13 protein-coding genes are annotated in these 14,750 nt (G+C 73.9%); 8 read left to right on the top strand and 5 right to left on the bottom strand.

Translation table 11 applies throughout. The features are described from left to right. Positions 1-38 precede the first annotated feature (38 nt). Positions 39-1,268, top strand: a complete 1,230-nt coding sequence (locus MJ876_RS09780) for an acyl-CoA dehydrogenase family protein (RefSeq protein ID WP_240236095.1) — start codon at positions 39-41, stop codon at positions 1,266-1,268. An 82-nt stretch (positions 1,269-1,350) separates the two neighbouring features. Here MJ876_RS09780 and MJ876_RS09785 read toward each other — a convergent pair whose 3' ends face one another. Further along, positions 1,351-2,247, bottom strand: coding sequence for a hypothetical protein (locus MJ876_RS09785; protein WP_240236096.1), 897 nt, complete (start codon positions 2,245-2,247; stop codon positions 1,351-1,353). Positions 2,248-2,341: 94 nt separating this feature from the next. Then, on the bottom strand, positions 2,342-2,638 hold the full coding sequence (locus tag MJ876_RS09790) for a YiaA/YiaB family inner membrane protein (protein WP_240236097.1): 297 nt from the start codon (positions 2,636-2,638) through the stop codon (positions 2,342-2,344). Between the two features lie 86 nt (positions 2,639-2,724). Here MJ876_RS09790 and MJ876_RS09795 point away from each other — a divergent pair, with 86 nt between their 5' ends. Genes MJ876_RS09795 through MJ876_RS09810 form a run of 4 tightly spaced genes read left to right on the top strand, consistent with a single transcriptional unit; the run spans position 2,725 to position 6,431 of the window. After that, complete coding sequence (locus tag MJ876_RS09795; protein ID WP_240236098.1) at positions 2,725-3,465, top strand: hypothetical protein; 741 nt, start codon at positions 2,725-2,727, stop codon at positions 3,463-3,465. Then, a complete protein-coding gene (locus MJ876_RS09800) occupies positions 3,462-4,796 on the top strand; it encodes a DUF2252 domain-containing protein (protein WP_240236099.1) in 1,335 nt (444 codons plus the stop codon). Before MJ876_RS09795 ends, MJ876_RS09800 begins: the two co-directional genes overlap by 4 nt. A 44-nt stretch (positions 4,797-4,840) precedes the next feature. Beyond that, entirely contained in the window at positions 4,841-5,779 is a 939-nt protein-coding gene (locus MJ876_RS09805) for a DMT family transporter (RefSeq protein ID WP_240236100.1), read from the top strand. Positions 5,780-5,801: 22 nt separating this feature from the next. Further along, a complete protein-coding gene (locus MJ876_RS09810) occupies positions 5,802-6,431 on the top strand; it encodes a GntR family transcriptional regulator (RefSeq protein WP_240236101.1) in 630 nt (209 codons plus the stop codon). On the opposite strand, the gene galK is transcribed toward MJ876_RS09810, so the two are convergent. Beyond that, positions 6,422-7,600, bottom strand: a complete 1,179-nt coding sequence (gene galK / locus MJ876_RS09815; protein WP_240236102.1) for a galactokinase — start codon at positions 7,598-7,600, stop codon at positions 6,422-6,424. The genes MJ876_RS09810 and galK overlap by 10 nt on opposite strands. An 80-nt stretch (positions 7,601-7,680) precedes the next feature. On the opposite strand from galK, the gene MJ876_RS09820 reads away from it, so the two are divergent. The 3 genes from MJ876_RS09820 (at position 7,681) to MJ876_RS09830 (ending at position 11,124) form a co-directional block, all read left to right on the top strand. Further along, positions 7,681-9,174 (top strand): S8 family serine peptidase, encoded by a 1,494-nt coding sequence (locus MJ876_RS09820; RefSeq protein ID WP_240236103.1) that lies wholly within the window; start codon positions 7,681-7,683, stop codon positions 9,172-9,174. 109 nt (positions 9,175-9,283) lie between these two features. Next, the gene (locus MJ876_RS09825; RefSeq protein ID WP_240236104.1) at positions 9,284-9,664 is read left to right on the top strand and encodes an ankyrin repeat domain-containing protein; all 381 of its coding nucleotides are present in this window, start codon (positions 9,284-9,286) and stop codon (positions 9,662-9,664) included. Positions 9,665-9,675: 11 nt separating this feature from the next. After that, positions 9,676-11,124, top strand: a complete 1,449-nt coding sequence (locus MJ876_RS09830) for a GuaB1 family IMP dehydrogenase-related protein (RefSeq protein WP_240236105.1) — start codon at positions 9,676-9,678, stop codon at positions 11,122-11,124. Between the two features lie 58 nt (positions 11,125-11,182). Here the strand turns inward: MJ876_RS09830 and MJ876_RS09835 are convergent, their stop codons facing one another. Together MJ876_RS09835 and MJ876_RS09840 are read right to left on the bottom strand one after the other, a co-directional pair. Then, the gene (locus MJ876_RS09835; protein WP_240236106.1) at positions 11,183-13,129 is read right to left on the bottom strand and encodes a BCCT family transporter; all 1,947 of its coding nucleotides are present in this window, start codon (positions 13,127-13,129) and stop codon (positions 11,183-11,185) included. Positions 13,130-13,320: 191 nt separating this feature from the next. After that, complete coding sequence (locus MJ876_RS09840) at positions 13,321-14,694, bottom strand: HNH endonuclease signature motif containing protein (protein WP_240236107.1); 1,374 nt, start codon at positions 14,692-14,694, stop codon at positions 13,321-13,323. Between the last annotated feature and the right edge of the window lie 56 nt (positions 14,695-14,750).

Genomic DNA, 14,750 nt, shown 5'->3' on the forward strand with positions numbered 1-14,750 from the left:
CCCGCCCCGCAGGACCCTCCGCACACCCAGGAGACACCGTGATCAACCTCGACGCCCCGAAGAAGCACCGCGCGCTGATCGACCAGGCGCACCAGGTCGCCATGAACATGCTGCGCCCCATCTCGCGCAAGTACGACAAGGCCGAGCACGAGTACCCCAAGGAGCTCGACATGCTCGCCGCGATGATCGACGGGCTCTCCGAGTCCGGCGCGGCGAACGGCGCGGGCGCCTCCGGCGTCGGCGGCGGCGAGGCCGAGAAGAAGAAGCGCGCGGACGACGACGGCCGCACCAAGAACGGCGCGAACATGGCCTCGGCGCTCTCCATCGCCGAGATGTGCTGGGGCGACGTCGGGCTGCTGCTCTCGATGCCCCGCCAGGGCCTCGGCAACTCCGCGATCGCCGCGGTCGCGAACGCCGAGCAGCGCGAGCGGTTCGCCGGCGTGTGGGCCGGCATGGCCATCACCGAGCCCGCGGTCGGGTCTGACTCGGCCAACATCTCCACCACCGCGGTGAAGGACGGCGACTCGTACGTCATCAACGGCGAGAAGATCTACGTCACCGCGGGCGGTCGCTGCGACGCGGTCGTGGTCTGGGCGACGCTCGACAAGTCGCTGGGCCGCGCGGCCATCAAGTCGTTCGTGGTCCCGAAGGACACCCCCGGCATGCGCGTCGAGCGCCTCGAGCACAAGCTGGGCATCAAGGCCTCCGACACCGCGACGATCATCTTCGACGACTGCCGCGTGCCCGCGGAGAACCTCCTCGGGTCCCCCGAGGTCGACGTGAAGCAGGGCTTCGGCGGCGCGATGGCGACGTTCGACAACACGCGTCCGCTGGTGGCCGCGATGGCCGTCGGCTGCGCCCGCGCCGCGCTGGACCTGACGCGGGAGCTGCTGGCCGACGCGGGGGTCGAGATCGACTACGACCGCCCGGCCCAGCTGCAGCCGGCCGCGGCCGCGAAGTTCCTCGAGCTCGAGTCCGAGTGGGAGGGCGCCCAGCTGCTCACCATGCAGGCGGCCTGGATGGCCGACAACCGCAAGCCCAACTCCCTCGAGGCGTCGATGGCGAAGGCGAAGGCGGGCCGCGTGGGCTCGGCCGTGACCCTCGGGTGCGTCGAGCTGTGCGGGGCCGTCGGGTACGGCGAGGGCGAGCTCCTGGAGAAGTGGGCCCGCGACTCCAAGATCCTCGACATCTTCGAGGGCACCCAGCAGATCCAGCAGCTCATCATCGCCCGTCGCGTGCTCGGGCTCTCCAGCGCCGAGCTCAAGTAGCCGCTCGGCCCCAGAACCACCGCTGTCCGCCGTTCATCCTTGGGGGGAGATCGGCGGACAGCGGTGTCTCAGGCGGTGGACCCTACGAGAGGTCGGTGTCGCCGGGCGGCAGCTGGGCCCCCGGCGACGACTCGGGGGCCGGGCCGTCGGTGCCGACGTTCTCGGCGATGTCGGCCGGCGTGGCCGCGGGCGGCGGCGTGCTCGGCGTCGGCTCCGGCGCGGGCTCGGCGGCCGGGGTCGACGAGGACTCCGTCGACGTCGCTGCCTTCGCCGAGGTGGCCTTCTTCGCCGCCGTCTTCGTGGCGGTGGTCTTCTTCGCCGGCGACTTCTTGGCCGCTGACTTCTTGGCCGGTGACTTCTTGGCCGGTGACTTCTTGGCCGGTGACTTCTCGGCGGTGGTCTTCTTCGCGGTCGGGGCCGTCGACGCCGGGGAGTCCGCCGGGGCCGTCGACGCCGGGGACGCCGCCGAGGACGCCGTCGAGGACGCGGTCGGTTCCGCCTTCTCAGCCGTGGCGGTCTTCGCGGCCGGGCTCTTCTTCGCCGGAGCCTTCGTGGCCGGAGCCTTCTTCGCCGCCGACTTCGTCGCCGGGGCCTTCTTCGCCGGGGCGTCGGTCGTCTTCGCGGCCGTCTGCTCGGCGGTCTTCTTCGCCGTCGAGGACGCCTTCTTCGCGGTCTTCTTCGCGGTCGAGGTGGTCTTCTTCGCCGCCTTCTTGGCGGGCTGCGCGACCTTCGCCGCGGGCGGGGTGGCGGCCGCAGCCGAGGTGGAGTCGCCCGACGACGCAGGCTCGGGGGTCCGGGCCGGCGCGGGGGTGTCGGCCGGGCCGTCGGAGTCGGGGGCGACCCGCGACCGGACCGCCTCGACGGCCTCGCCGGCGAGACCCACGGCGGTCCGGCCGACGCCGATGCCGACGTCGGTGGCCGTGCTCAGCGTGTCCTTCGCCGCGTCCTTGATCTTGTTCAGGGGGTTCTTCCGCGCCACGTGCCGCTCCTGTCTGTCGGGCCGAGGTGCCCTTCCGCAGTCAAGCATGCCCGCCGGGGCGGCCTCCGATACGACACTCGCCCGGATCGCGGCGTCAGGTGAGGGGCTTGAAGGGGTCGTGCTGGCTCAGGATCGCCTCGACCCGGGCCTGGTCGAGACGCGTCACGACCTGCTGCGACTCCTGGTGGTCCCGGACGCACTTCGCGAGCGTGAACGCCGACGTCGTGAGGTAGAGGATGCCGACTCCCAGGAAGGCCCGGATCCAGGGGTCGACGGGGAGGTAGAAGACCGAGCCGACCAGGGTCAGCAGGGCGAGGGCGAACGACAGGCCGGCCTGCGCGAAGAAGGCGGTCGTGGTGCTGCTGGGCGGGGTTCCTGAGTCCGTGGTCATGCCCACGAGGGTCCCCGCGGCACGGGGACGCGCGGAGCCGTCGCCCTACTCGACTCCCTGAGCCCGCGTACTCAATGATCACCCCCATGAGCCTGTACGCCGCCCAGCCGGCCCGACGGTCCAGGCAGATCCTCACGGACGTGCTGTACGTGGTGGTGCTGGTCGCGGCGGTGTGGCTGTCGCTGCGCCTGCACGACGCCGTCCTGGGCCTGACGGGCCCCACCGACGACGTCGGCGACGCCGGCCGGGACCTCGGCTCCGGCCTGCAGGACGCGGGGGACTTCCTGGGCGGCATCCCGCTGATCGGCGACGAGATCGCCGACGAGGTCTCGGTGCCGTTCGACCGGGCGGCCGCCGGCGCGGACTCGATGGCGAGCGCGGGGGACGACGCCTCGGCCGCCATCGAGCGCCTCGCGTTCTGGCTCGCCGTCGTGGTCGCCCTCGTCCCGATCCTCGGCGTCAGCGTGCAGTACCTGCCCGGGCGCATCGGGTTCGTCCGCGAGGCGTCGGCGTTGCGCCGGCTCGGCGGCCGCGGGCGCGAGCTGGGCCCGGCCGAGCTCGACCTGCTGGCCCTGCGGGCGCTGACCCGCGAGCCGATCGCCGTCCTGCGCGGCCTCGGCGACGACGTGGCCGCGCGGTGGCGCGATGGCGACCCGGCCGTCGTCCGCGAGCTCGCCAACCTCGAGCTGCGCGCCTGCGGCGTCCGCCCGACCACGCCCCCCACCGACGAGGGGTCGCCGCCGCCCGCTGCCGCCGGCCCGCGCCACCCGACGTCGGGGGGCCCCACCGCCATCCGCCGACCGCCCCCACGAGAGGACCAGCCATGAGCAGCCCGTACGCCGACGCGGACACCGACGAGAGCCGCACCGACCTGATCATCCGGACGCTGGCCGACGCCTTCGCGCCGCTGATGAAGGCCGACCCCGCGGCCTTCCGGGGCAAGTACCGGAAGATGGCGGCCGACCCGCACGCGTTCTACCGCGGCACCGCCTGCCTGTACTACGCCGACGTCACCGCGATCGACGACCCGTACGTCGACGAGCAGAGCGGCCGCATCTGGGTCCACGGCGACCTGCACGTCGAGAACTTCGGGACCTACCTCGACTCCGACGGCCGGCTCGTCTTCGACGTCAACGACTTCGACGAGGCCTACCTCGGCAGCTTCACCTGGGACCTGCGGCGCTTCGCCGCCTCGCTCGCGCTGGTCGGCTGGCAGAAGGCCCTGCCGACCGAGGAGGTGCGCAAGCTCATCCGCACCTACCTGCGCGGCTACCTCAGCCAGGTCGACCACTACTGCGGCACCTCCGACGACCAGGACTTCGCGCTGCGCCTCGACAACACCGAGGGCCCGATCCGCGAGGCGCTCCAGGAGGCGCGGGAGCAGACCCGTGGCGCGCTGCTGGCCGGGGTGTCGACGATCGAGGACGGCGGCCGGGTGCTCCGCGACGACGCGACGACCCGCCGGCTGCCCGCGAAGGAGCGGCGCCGGGTCGAGAAGGCGTTCGCGGCGTACCTGGAGACCATCCCGGCGGACAAGCGGTTCGACCGCGACCTCTTCTACCGGGTGCACGACATCACCGGGAAGTCCGGCTTCGGCATCGGCAGCGCCGGCCTGCCCGCGTACAGCGTGCTCGTCGAGGGTCACAGCGAGGCGCTGGAGAACGACGTCCTGCTCTCGATGAAGCAGGCCAACACCCCGGCGATGAGCCGCTTCGTCGAGATCGAGGACGTCGAGCGCTACTTCGACCACGAGGGCCACCGCACCGTCGTCTCCCAGCGGGCGCTGCAGGCGCACACCGACCCGCTGCTCGGCTACACCGAGATCGACGGGGTGGGGTACGTCGTCGCCGAGGTGTCGCCGTACGAGATCGACCTCGACTGGGGCGACCTCGTCGAGCCCGACGAGATCAAGGCCGTCGTCGAGGACCTCGGCCGGGCGACCGCGAAGATCCACTGCGCGTCGGACTCCGACTCCGACCAGACCCTCGTCGACTTCCAGGTCGAGGCGGCGGTGGAGAGGAGCCTGCGCTCGCGACGGCGCGAGTTCACGGAGTGGGTCGTCGACTTCGGGATCGACTACGCCGGGCGCGTCCGTGCCGACCACGCCCTCTTCGTCGAGGCCTTCCGCGAGAGCCGGGTGGGCGTCAGCGCCACCTGAGCGGCGCCGCCGACACGGGGGCGGATTGTGTAACAATCGCCCCCGTGCCGACCCGTGCCCACCTCGCCGTGCTCGCCGCCGCCGTCTGCTTCGCGACGACGGGCAGTGCGGTGGCGATCGCGGACGTCGACGCCTCGCCACTCGCGGTCGGTGCCCTGCGGGTCCTCGTCGGCGGTGCGGTGCTCGGGCTGGTCGCGCTCCCCGCACTGGGCCGGCGCCGGGGCTCGGAGAACCGGCGCGTCGGGGCCGGGGGCCTCGGCCTGGCCGCGGTCGGGGCGCTCGGCGTGCTGGCCTACCAGCCGACGTTCTTCGCCGGCACCGCGGCGAACGGGGTCGCCGTCGGCACCGTGGTCGCGCTGGGGACGGCGCCCGTGGCGACCGGCGTCCTGGAGTCGGTGGTCCGTCGTCGCCCGCCGACCGTCCGCTGGGCCCTCGCCACCGCGGTCGCGCTCGCCGGGGTCGTGCTGGTCGGCGGCGTGGTCGGGGTCGACCCGGGCTCGGTGAGCGGCCTCGGCGTCGCGGCCTCGTTCGGCGCCGGAGCGTCGTACGCCGTCTACGCCGTCGTGGGCAAGGTGCTCCTCGACCGCGGCTGGGGCCCGAGCACGACGATGGGGTCGGTCTTCGGCCTCGCGGCGCTGGGCAGCGTGCCGGTCCTCCTCCTGACCGCGCCCCCCGCGCTGCTCGCCCCGCGCGGGCTCGCGCTGGGCCTGTGGCTCGGGCTGGTGACCACGGCCCTCGCCTACCTGCTGTTCGGGTGGGGGCTGGCGCGGCTGCGGGCCACGACGGCCTCGACGCTGACGCTGGCGGAACCGCTCACGGCCACTCTGCTGGGCCTGCTGGTGCTGGGGGAGCGGCTCGGCCCCGTGGCCTCGGCGGGACTGCTCCTCATCGCGCTGGGGATCGTCGTGCTCACCGCCCCGGGGCGCTCCGGAGCCGCGCATGAGCTCGACGAGGAGGAGCGCCGTGCCGTCGCGCCGGCCTGAGCCGGGTCCGACGGCGGCCGCCGTGCTTGCGGACACCCTGCGGACACGGATCCTCGACGGCACCCTCGCGCCGGGGGAGCCGCTGCGCCAGGAGGAGCTGTCGTCGCACCACGACGTCTCCCGGCACACGCTGCGCACGGCCCTGGCGACCCTCACCGCCGAGCGGCTGGTCGTCGCCGAGCCGTACCGCGGCGCACGGGTGGCCGACCTCGACGACGCGGCCCTGGTCGCCCTGCAGCAGCTGCGCTGCGCGCTGGAGACCGAGGCGGTGCGGCTGCTGCACGACGCCCACGGCGCCGCCTGGCCCGCCGCGGTGCTGGCGGACGTCGACCGCGCGCTCGACGCCCTCGAGGCCGCCGAGCACGCGGGTGACTGGCCGGGGACCGCCCGCGCCCACGCCGGCGTCCACCGCGCCCTCGTGGACGCCGCGGGCAGCCCGCGCATCAGCGAGGTCTGCGCCGGGCTCGACGCCGAGCTGCTCCTGCTGCTGCGCGGCGTGCGGCCCCACTACGGTCCGGGTGCGCTCGCCGCCGAGCACCGGGCGTACGTCGACGCGCTGCGCTCCGGACGGGTGGAGGCCGTCCGCGAACACCTGGCCCGCTCGACCGCGCTGATCCTCGAGGGCCGTCGACAGGGGGGCCCTCAGCAGTGACCGGCGCCGGCGGACGGCTCGGCGAGCAGCAGGTGGGGGGCCCGCCAGCCGCGCTCGGCGTAGGCGGTCTCGAGGGCCGCGGCCACCCCGGGCAGGTGCTCCCGTCCGAGCAGGACGACGGCGGACCCGCCGAAGCCCCCGCCCGTCATGCGGGCGCCGAGGGCGCCGTGGGCCAGTGCCGTGGCGCACGTGACGTCCAGCTCCTCGCACGAGACGCGGTAGTCGTCGCGCAGGGAGGCGTGGGAGGCGTCGAGGAGCCGTCCGAGGCCGCTCCAGTCCTCGGCGTCGAGCGCGGCGACGGTCTCGTGGACGCGGGCGGACTCGGTGACCACGTGGCGTGCCAAGCGCCGGACCTCCTCGTCGGCGAGGGTCTCGACCGCGTCGGTCGTGGCCGCCGCCAGGTGCGGGACGCCCAGGAGGCGGGCGGCCTCCGCGGTGGCGTCCCGGCGGGCGGCGTACCCGCCGTCGGTGAGCGCGTGGGAGACCCGGGTGTCGACGACGAGCAGCGCCAGCCCCGCGGCCTCCAACGCCGACGGCACGGGGGTCCGGCTGCCGTCGGCGAAGTCGACGAGCAGCAGCGCGCCGCGGCGGGCGTGCATCGAGACCGTCTGGTCCATGCCTCCCGTCGGGGCGCCCGCCATCTCGGACTCGGCCCGCACCCCGGCGGCCACCAGACGGTCGCGCAGGGCGTCGTCCAGCGAGAGCCCGAGGCACTCGGTGACCGCCACGCCGACCGCGCACAGCAGCGCGGCGGAGCTGGACAGCCCGGCACCCGTCGGCACCGTGCTCGTCAGGTGCACGTCGAGACCCCCGGGCAACGTGAGCCCGTCCTGCGCGAGCGCCCACACCATCCCCGCGGCGTACGACGCCCAGCCGTCGACCGCGCCCGGGGCGAGGTCGGTGACGGCGCCGCTCCAGTCCTCGGCGGCCGGGTCGTCGCTGCGCAGGTGCAGCACCCCGTCGTCGCGGCGACGGGCGGCGGCGTACGTCGCGTGGGGCAGGGCGAGGGGCAGGACGGGTCCGCCGTTGTAGTCGACGTGCTCCCCGATCAGGTTGACCCGGCCGGGCGCCCGCACGACGGCCTCGGCGCCGCGGCCCGTCCAGGCGACGAAGGCCTCGCTGACCTGCTCGGCGAGGGCCATGGGCGAACCGGGGTCGAGAATCTCCACGGGGGACCAATCTAGGGCGTGACCTCGTCGGCCCTCGTCCGTTGGGGGTGGCACAGGGACGTCGACGACAGGAGTGCTCGATGCGCCGATCCGTGCGCACCGCGACGCTGGCCGTGGCCTCGGCCACCGCGCTCGCCACCGTGTCCGCCGGTCAGCTCGCCGCCCAGGCGGCCCCGGCCCCGAGCGTCGCGGCGGAGCGTGCGCCGCTCGCCGAGGTGCAGGACTTCCTCGCCGGTGAGCTCCGGGGCCTGACCGGCGCCGAGAAGGTCACGGTGATGGTCCACGGCACCGACCTGGCGGCCGCGCAGGACGCCGTGGAGGCCACCGGGATGCGGACCGCGACCACCTTCGACGCCATCGGGGTCGTCGTGGCCCGGGGCACCGCGGAGCAGGTCGCGCAGGCGCGCACGGAGCCCGGTGTCACCTACCTGGAGGGCAACCAGCCCATCGAGCTCACCCAGGAGACCTCGAACGTCGCCACCCGCGGGCTGGAGGCGACCCGGACCCTGACCGGCGCCGACGGCACGCCGCTCACCGGGAGGGGCGTCAGCGTCGGCGTCATCGACTCCGGCGTCGACCCGAACCACCCCTACCTCCGCGACGCGGACGGCACGAAGGCCGTCGTGTCGAACCAGAAGGTCGTCTGCGACCCGTTCGAGGCCGCCTGCCAGGTCCTCGACGTCGGCACCTCGGTCGACACCGACACCCTCTCGGTCGGCGGCCACGGCACCCACGTCACCGGCATCGCCGCGGGCCGTCCCACGACCCTGGGTGACGGCGGCGAGCTCCAGGGCGCCGCGCCCGGCGCGAAGGTCGTCTCGCTGTCGACCGGCGCCGCGCTGGTCATCGTCGGCGCCGACGCCGCGCTGAACTGGGTGCTGGAGAACCACGAGGCCCCCTGCGGCCCCGGGGTCAGCGCGGCCGCGTGCCCGCCGATCAAGGTCACGAACAACTCCTACGGGCCGTCCGGCGGCGGCGAGTTCGACCCGGAGTCGGCCACGGTGAAGCTCCAGCGCGCGCTGGCCGCCGAGGGCGTCGTCACCGTCTGGGCCGCCGGCAACGACGGCGGCGACGGCTCGACCTCGCTGACCAACCCGCCCGGCCAGGACCCGACCGGGGGCATCCTGTCGGTGGCGTCGTACAACGACCTCGAGACCGGCACCCGTGACGGCGAGCTCAGCGAGTTCTCCTCCCGTGGTCGCGACGGTGAGGTGGGCACCTACCCGGACGTCTCCGCTCCCGGCGACACCATCACGTCGTCCTGCCGGCCCTACCTGGTGATCTGCAGCACCGGCGCGGACCCGCGCAACGGCCCGGGTGCCCTGGACGTCGGCACCTTCAACACGATCAGCGGCACCTCGATGGCGGCACCGCACGTCGCCGGCATCGTCGCCCAGCTGTTCCAGGACACCCCCGACGCGACGCCCGCCGAGATCGAGCGGGCGATCACCTCGACCGCCCACCAGTACGACTTCGGCGCGCCCTACGAGGCCGGCGGCACCGGCGGCACCACGTCGTTCGACAAGGGCGCAGGCCTGGTCGACGTCGTCGCCGCCGCGAACGCGCTCGGCTGACCCGCACGTCCGGACCGCCGGGGAGCTCGGACCCCGACGGCACGGAGTCTCGGTGACCCACTGGCCCCGGTCCCGCACCCGCTCCGCACGCGGGTGCGAGACTGGGGCCATGGTCATGCCCGACCCGGACGCACCCTCGGAGGAGGCCGTCGCGCTGGCGCACCGGCTGCTCGACCTCGCGCGCGGCGGTGCCGCCGCCGAGCTGCTGGCGTACGTCGACGCGGGCGTGCCGGTCGACCTGACCGACGCGAGCGGCAACACCCTGCTGATGCTCGGCGCCTACCACGGCCACCCGGACGTCGTCCGCGGCCTCGCGGAGCGCGGCGCCGACGTCGACCGCCTCAACGACCGCGGCCAGTCACCCCTCGCCGGCGCGGTGTTCAAGGGGGAGAGGGAGGTGGTCGCCGTCCTGGTCGAGCACCACGCCGACCCCGACGCCGGTCACCCGACCGCCCGCGCGACGGCGGAGATGTTCGGCACGAGCCTGTAGGTTCGCGACCTGTGCGTTTCCTCAACGACCTGACCCCGCCGTACGACCTGACCTACGGCGACGTGTTCATGGCCCCGGCCCGCTCCGCGGTCGCGAGCCGGTACGACGTCGACCTGGCCACCGACGACGGCACCGGCGCCACCATCCCGCTGGTGGTCGCCAACATGACGGCCGTCGCCGGCCGGCGGATGGCGGAGACGACCGCCCGCCGCGGCGGGTTGACCGTGCTGCCGCAGGACATCCCGCTGCCCGTGGTCACCGAGGTGATCCGGTGGGTCAAGGGCCGCCACCTGCTGTTCGACACCCCGGTGGTCCTCAGCCCGACGCAGACGGTCGCCGAGGCGCTGTCGCTCCTGCCGAAGCGCGCCCACCGCGCCGCGGTGGTGGTCGAAGAGGTCGACGGCCGGCACCGGCCCGTCGGCATCCTCACCGAGGAGGACTGCGTCGACGTGGACCGCTTCGCGCAGGTCGGTCAGGTGATGACCACCGAGATGGTCACCCTCGACGCGGACGCCGACCCCCGTCGCGCCTTCGACACCCTCGACCGTGGTCGCGTCCGCGTGGCCCCCGCCGTGGACGCCGACGGGCACCTGCTCGGGGTCCTGACCCGAGCCGCTGCGCTGCGGGCGACCGTCTACACCCCGGCGACGGACGCGCAGGGGCGCCTGGCCGTCGCCGCGGCGATCGGGGTCAACGGCGACGTCGCCGGCAAGGCCCGCGCCCTGCTCGACGCCGGCGTGGACGCCCTCGTCGTCGACACCGCCCACGGTCACCAGGAGCGCATGCTCGAGGCGCTCGACGCCGTCCGCAGCCAGGACCCGTCGGTCCCGGTCGTCGCCGGCAACGTCGTCACGGTCGACGGGGTCAAGGACCTCGTCTCGGCGGGCGCCGACGTCCTCAAGGTGGGCGTCGGGCCCGGCGCGATGTGCACCACCCGGATGATGACCGGCGTCGGCCGGCCCCAGTTCTCCGCCGTCCTGGAGTGCTCGGAGGCCGCCCGCGCGCTGGGCGCGCGGGTGTGGGCCGACGGGGGAGTGCGGCACCCCCGCGACGTCGCCCTCGCGCTCGCCGCCGGGGCGTCGTCGGTGATGGTGGGCTCGTGGTTCGCGGGCTCCCACGAGTCGCCCGGCGACCTCGTCACGGACGCCGACGGCCGCGCCTACAAGACGTCCTTCGGCATGGCCTCGGCCCGGGCCGTCGCCCACCGCACCGGCGGTGAGTCGGCCTTCGACCGCGCCCGGAAGGGCCTGTACGAGGAGGGCATCTCGTCGGCGCGGATGTACCTCGACCCGACCAGGCCCGGCGTGGAGGACCTCATCGACGAGATCTGCTCCGGCGTGCGCTCGGCGTGCACCTACGCCGGAGCCTCCTCCCTCGCGGAGTTCCGCGACCGTGCCCTCGTCGGCGTCCAGTCCGCGGCCGGGTACGCGGAGGGGCGCCCGCTGCCCACCAGCTGGTGACACGGATCGGCCCGGACGCCGATGGGCGTCCGGGCCGATCCGTTCCTCGGGCTGGTCCCTAGGCCCAGTATCGCGGGGCCCCGTCTCGCGGTGCCGTGTCACGCGGCGCCGTGTCGCGCGAGTCGTCGTCCTCGACGATCACGTCGGCGCGGGTGGGGTCGGCGACCTCGGCGTCGCCGTCGAGGGACTCACCGGGCGGGCAGGGCCCGGGGTGGTTGCGCTGCCACGCCTGGGCCACCGCGCCGGACTCGTCGCGCTCGACGTGGATGGCGAAGTCGTCCCCGTGCTGCGTGACGCCCGTGACCACGGCGTGCTCGATGGCGGCGCCCGCGAACTCCTTGCGGACCACCATCGGGTCGTTGCGCAGGTCCTTCACCAGCGACACGCACAGCGCGATCATCACGAAGACGAACGGCAGCGCCACGACGATCGTGATGTTCTGCAGGCCCGTGAGGGCGTCGTTGCCCCCGGACAGCAGCATCACGGCGGCGACCGCCCCGGTCGCGACACCCCAGAAGATGACGGTCGGCTTGCTGGGCTCGGTCGTGCCGCGCTCGGAGAGCGTGCCCATGACGATGGACGCGGCGTCGGCGCCGGAGACGAAGAAGATCGCCACCAGCAGCATCACCACGATGCTGGTCACGGTGGCCCAGGGGAACTCCGCCAGGGTGCTGAACAGCTGCGACTCCTGGCCGCCGGCGCCGGCGATGTCGACGCCCTTCTCCTGCAGGTCGATCGCCGTCCCGCCGAAGATGGCGAACCACGCCAGGCTGACCACGCTCGGGACCAGCAGGACGCCCGTGACGAACTGGCGCACGGTGCGGCCGCGCGAGATGCGGGCGATGAACATGCCGACGAACGGCGTCCAGCTCATCCACCAGGCCCAGTAGAAGATCGTCCAGCTGGCCAGCCAGGCGTCGACCTCGGACCCCTCCGCGCCGGACCGCGCCGACATCATCGGCAGGTCGGCCGCGTAGGTGCCGAGGGAGGTCGGCAGCAGGTTGAGGATGAAGACCGTCGGGCCCACGACGAAGAGGAACGCCGCGAGCAGCAGCGCCAGCACCATGTTGATGTTGGACAGCCACTGGATGCCGCGGGCGACGCCCGAGACCGCCGAGACGACGAAGGCGGCGGTGAGCACCGCGATGATGCCGACGAGGACGCCGTTGCCGACCTCGCCGATGCCGGCGACGATCTCCAGACCCGACTGGATCTGCAGGGTGCCGAGCCCGAGCGAGGCCGCCGAGCCGAAGAGGGTGGCGAAGATCGCCAGCATGTCGATGACCTTGCCGCCGGGACCGTGCACGCGCTTGCCGAGCAGCGGCTCGAAGGCCGCGCTGATCAGCTGCTTGCGGCCCTTGCGGAAGGTGCCGTAGGCGATCGCGAGACCCACCACGGCGTAGATCGCCCAGGGGTGCAGCGTCCAGTGGAAGAGCGTCGTGGCCATCGCGGTCTGCGCGGCCTCGGGGTTGCCGGCCATGCCGGTGCCCGGCGGCGGGGTGGTGAAGTGCGTGATGGGCTCGCTGACGCCGTAGAACATCAGTCCGATGCCCATCCCGGCGCTGAACATCATCGCGATCCACGACACCGTCTTGAACTCCGGCGCCTCCCCGTCCCGCCCCAGGGTGATGTCGCCGAAGCGGCTCGCGGCGAGCCAGAGGACGAAGATCACGAACCCGGTCGCGGCGAGCACGAAGAGCCATCCGGCGCCACCCATGGTGCCGTTCAGCGCGGCCTGGGCGCTGGTCGAGAGGCTGGTGGTGTTGACGAAGCCCCACACGCAGAAGGCCACCGCGAGCACGGCGGTGACACCGAAGACGACCTTGTCGAGGGGATACCGGGACTCGTCGACCGGGTGGTGGACGTCGAGGGCGGGGTGGGCCCGAGGAGCGGGCTGCTTGACAGCGCGCGTGATGCGGTCCTTCGCGCGCTCGGAGCGACTCGGGTGGTGCGGCTCCTGCTCGGGACCGTCACTCCCCGTTCGTGGCGTCTGGTAAGTCGTCATGCTGTCCTCTCCGTGGGGGCGAGGGCGGCGTGCCCGTGAGCGGCCCGAGTCGGCACCGGGAGCGGTCCACGCTGTCCAAATTGTTGCCTTGGCAAACTGTGTCAGCGACCTGCCACAGTACGCCGATCGCCGGGATCGCTCGACCCGTGCTGTCACGAGCCGGCCACGATGAGGTCTCGGTCACGTCCGGGTCAGCACCTGCGGTGGAAGGTGGCGGTGTCGTCGGGGTGCCAGCGGGTGTCGTAGGTGGGGTCGTGGGTGCGGTGGTGGTGGTGGGGGCAGAGCAGGGCGCCGTCGTCGACGCTGGTGTGGCCGCCTTCGGCCCAGGCGTGGCGGTGGTGGGTCTCGCACCAGGCGGCGGGGACGTCGCAGCCGCGGGCCTGGCAGGTGGGGTGTTGCAGTTCCAGGGCGAGGCGTTGGGGGCCGGTGTGCAGGCGGCGGGTGCGGCCGAGGTGGAGGGTCTCGCCGTCGCCGGAGACGACCCAGCCCCGGACCCCGTGCTGGCAGCCGAGGCGGATGGCCTCGCCGACGGAGACGGGGGCGCCGCCGGTCGTGGTCCCGTAGCCGGTGTAGCCGTGCTCGGTGGCTTCCTGGCGGAGGGTCTCCTCGGTGATCGTGACGACCACGGTGACCGGGGATCCGCCGTGGGTGGGGAGCCGGTCGGTGGCGAGGTTCTCGATGAGGGTGCAGAACGCCTGGCCGAGGCGTTGGGAGTCGGTGAGCCGCTGCCCGTCGGTGACGGGGTCACCGTCGAGCCGGCCGTCACCTGTCTCGTCCCCGGGGTTGTCGTGGAAGGGGATGCCTCCGTCGAGGTGGCTACGGCGCGGGTTGGTCAGTGCGCGCAGGGCGTGGTCGAGGATCGAGGCGTGCAGCTCGGGGATCTCCCCGCGGAACCGTCGGGTGCCACGGCCGGTCCGCGACATGGAGAACGTGGTCTCGCGGCGGGCTTGGCGTTCCTCGTCGGCGAGGCGCTTGGCCTCGAGGCGCTCGGCGACGTCGGGGGCGACGGCGTCGAGCAGCCGCGCGCCGAGGGTGCGGATCTGGGGCGGCGTGAACTCACCGCAGTGACCGAGCATCACGGTCTCGGCCTGCGCCAGCACCTCAGGCTCCAGCGCGTCCGGCCCAGAACGCGGTAGCCGGTCGAGGGCCTCGACGGCGGCGCGGGCGTGGTCGGTGGTGATCTCCCCCGCGGCCAGGGCAGCCGCAAGCCGCGGCCACCGGGTCAGTGCGGTGCCGAGCGTGGTGGCGGCGTGGAGGCGGTTCGCGCGGACGTGCTGCTCGCCGGCGAGCCAGTCCGCCGCGGACCGGGCAGCGGCGCCTTCGGCGATGGACTCCGCCCCCGAGTAGGCGATGAGGGTCCGCATCAGCAGGGCATCCAGGCTGGCCTGCGCCCGCCCCAGCGAGGTCAGCAGCTGGCCCTGGTCGTCGGGGGCGAGCCAGGCGGGGTCGGAGCCGGCGTCGATCGCCCCGTGCGCCGCCGCCAGGGCCGTGGTCAGCGACGAGGCAGCGTTCAGCAGCGGGTGCGCGCCGACGCCCCACCGACCCGCCTGCTGCTCGTCGTCCATGATTCGAACATACGCTCGACCACCGACAGTGACGGTGGCCCCGGTCCGACCGGGGT

The sequence above is a fragment of the Nocardioides sp. CFH 31398 genome (assembly GCF_022436705.1).
GTDB lineage: Bacteria > Actinomycetota > Actinomycetes > Propionibacteriales > Nocardioidaceae > Nocardioides.